The organism is Terriglobales bacterium, from assembly GCA_035691485.1.
Taxonomy (GTDB): Bacteria; Acidobacteriota; Terriglobia; order Terriglobales; family Acidobacteriaceae; genus JAIQGF01.
The window spans coordinates 1-3,082 of sequence record DASSIZ010000005.1 but is presented as its reverse complement, the minus strand read 5'-3'; the positions used below and the strand labels follow the sequence as shown (position 1 = coordinate 3,082).

At 61.0% G+C, this 3,082-nt stretch carries 1 protein-coding gene; it reads right to left on the bottom strand.

The features are described 5' to 3' along the window. On the bottom strand, positions 1–2,965 hold a 2,965-nt coding region (locus VFI82_00535), incomplete at its 3' end, for a protein kinase (GenBank protein HET7183140.1). Between the last annotated feature and the right edge of the window lie 117 nt (positions 2,966–3,082).

The window sequence follows — 3,082 nt, the reverse complement described above, 5'->3', positions numbered from 1 at the left end:
TGAGATAGGTGCGATAGGAATCGGCAAAGCCGGGAGTCTTAAGCCCTTCGCGCACACGCCCTTGGTAGTAGTAAAGCGGCGGTAAATAAGCGATCGTGGGCACATTGTCCATGAAGAGCTCGAATTCCTCTCCCTTTCGTTTCACGCACCGATCGAACTCCGAATCCGCCTCGACAAATTGTCCCGCTTCCACGTAAGCGCGCCCTAGTTCGAACCGGCCGATCCAGGTATCGAAAAGCTTGACGCCTTCGGTCATCAGCTTGACCGCGTTGTTCGTGTCACGGCGCGCCAGGGCCGCTTCCCCTTCGATCATCTTTCCATAGGCCTGCGGCTCCGCTTGCGAGTCGGAGTCCATGACCGAGGCGAGTTGTAGCGCCTTGGCGATTTCGCCGGCTTCGATCAAGGCCTGCGCCGCCAGCACCCGAACCGGTAAAGCCTGGCTTATCGACACCGCCTTGTTCGCAGCGGCAACGGCCGCGCCTTTCTGTCCACGCAAAACCTGCAGGTGCGCGAGGGTAGCGAGTTTCTCGGCGGCGGCGTCACGGTCCTTGGCCGCCAGGTCGGCGGTGGCGCCTTGTTCCAGAATTTGGATCGCATCCGCGTACCGTCCTTCGTAGGCAGCCAGGTCGGCAAGCCCCGAGGCGGCAGCGGACGCGCCCTGCGCACCAAGATCTTGGATTTTTTTATAGGTTTGCTCGACCTCAGCAAACTGTCCCTTTCCCAGCTGTGCCTCGGCCAGAGCGGTGTAAGTCAACAGGGAGCTCGGGTTGATCTGCAGCGCCGTCCGTGCCTCCCGCTCCGCGCCCTCAAAATCACCAGTGTAGGTCAGATAGAACGCCAGGTTGACGCGCTGCATCGCGCCCTTGGGGACCAACTCGACAGCTCGCCGCGCCACTTCCGTAGCCTTGGCAAAATTGCGCGCGTACGCGTTACATACCGCGAGGTTCGTCTGTCCCGCCCTGTCACTGGGGTATTTCTCGACCAGCTGACTCAGCTCATCAATGCATTTTTGCCAGTTGCCGACGCTGTTGTAGTAGAGGCCCCGATACCGATAGCGTTCGCGCTCCGTCATCCGGTCTTCGTGTTGCAGGGCCAGCTTGATGTACTTCTCGGCGTCAGCTCGATTGCCCAGGTTCCCAGCGCTCGCGGCCAATCCGGAGTACGGACCCGGGTCGCTCGGGTCCAGTTCTGAAGCCTTCTTGAAAGAATCGAACGCCTCCTGATACTTGCCGGCGAACTGCTGTTCCACAGCGACGGTTTCGTAGTGAACGACTTCCAGAGAAGCAGCACTGAAACTCCCCCTGACGGCAGCTAACTGGACCGAGGGGGGCGTGGTGTCACCCAAACCTTTGCGAATCTGCGCTGCCAGCTCGGGAAGGTCGTGCAGAATATCCTGTTTGTTGGAGACGCTGACGTTGGCTTTGCCGAGTACGTTGCCAGTGGTACCATCCAGCACGATCGCCGACACCTCGTACTGGCCGCCACGCAGGGTAATCTCGCCGGTAATGACCGCATTGACGCTCTGCTTGATCGCGATGAGCCGTGCCGATTGTTCATCGAGCTTGTTGCTGGGGTGAGGAAGTTTTTCAGCTTCCTTGCGCGCCGATTCGCGACTGTAAGCGCTGATAAAACTGGCGCCCTCCAGGGCTTTATTGAGCATCGGCTCCACCGTTCCGTCCAACACCGGGTCGCCGGTATGGTTGGTGAAGTCGGCCACCAGGACGGTGACCGGCTTGTGCGGACCGCTCGACTCCGCGCCGCCACCGCCGAGAATCCGATGCCGTACCGAGGGAATTGCCACCAGAGATGCCACTAGCAGGACTGCAGCGGCCACGATGAGCCAGCTCCGATTGACCTCGAATCCCGGCAGCGCGATCTGCACGCTGCGCGAGCCCGATTTCGGCGGCGCGGTCGCGGTCTCCAGATCATGCAGGATCTCCCCGGCGCTCTGGTAGCGCTGCGCGGGATCGCGCTCGATGCACTTCATGATGACGCGCACGATCCAGTCGGGCAGCTCGGGATTGAGAATCTTGGGGCTCTGCGGCACCTCGTGCACGCGCTTGTACATCAGCTGCAGGGTGGTATCGGCGTGGAACGGGACATCGCCACTGACCATCTCGTAGAGGATGAGGCCGAGGGCGTAGAGATCGGCGCGATGGTCGATTTTTCCGCCTTGCACCTGCTCCGGGGCCATATAGCGCGGCGTTCCGAGAAACTCGCCGCTCTTGGTCATGCCGGTGTCCTGCTCCAGCGACTTGGCGAGACCGAAGTCGGAGACGTACACGTTCTCCTGCTTGTCGAGCAGGATGTTCTGCGGCTTGAAATCGCGGTGCACCACGCCTTCGCGATGCGCTTCCTCCAGGGCTTCACACATTTGCTTGGTGAATTTCAGCGCGCGCTCGACGGGCAGCTTGCCTTCATGCATGAGGAGCTGGTGCAAGTCCTGCCCTTCGACGAAGGCCATGGAAATGAACTTCACGCCTCCGGCTTCCCCGAGATCGTGAATGCGAAGGATATGACGGTGGGAAACCTTGCTGGCAAGCAGCAGTTCCTGCTTAAAACGCGCCTCGACGCCGGCTTCAAGAGCCAGACCGGGCTTGATCAGTTTGAGCGCAACCGGGCGCTCCAGTTCTTTGTCCCACGCCTTGTATACCGCGCCCATGCCACCTTGGCCGAGCAGGCGCTCAATGCGGTAACGCGGACCGAAGTCCACCTGGTCCGAGCTTCCCGTGACGCCGAGCGCAGCCCACGGACCGGCGGTCGCGACATTGGAATCCTGGAGGGGTTCAGGAGGCGGCACATGAGCGGGGGCGGCCACCGCACCTTGTTTTACCATGGCCGGCATGGGCGGCAGGCTCACGCCGACAAGCGTCTCCGCCTCGCCGGCGCGAACCAGCGCAGCGCCGCAGCGGACGCACTTACCTACAGTATCGTTGTTAGTGGTTCCACACTTCGGACAATTCATGAGGGATCTGGTCGCCCGACAAGTCCAAAGATTATTTAACAGTAACTAGGCTCGCGGCAAGCGGAAAACCCGGCTGGAAGGACCGTCGGCACTGAATCTGAGCCGGGTGTGATGAAC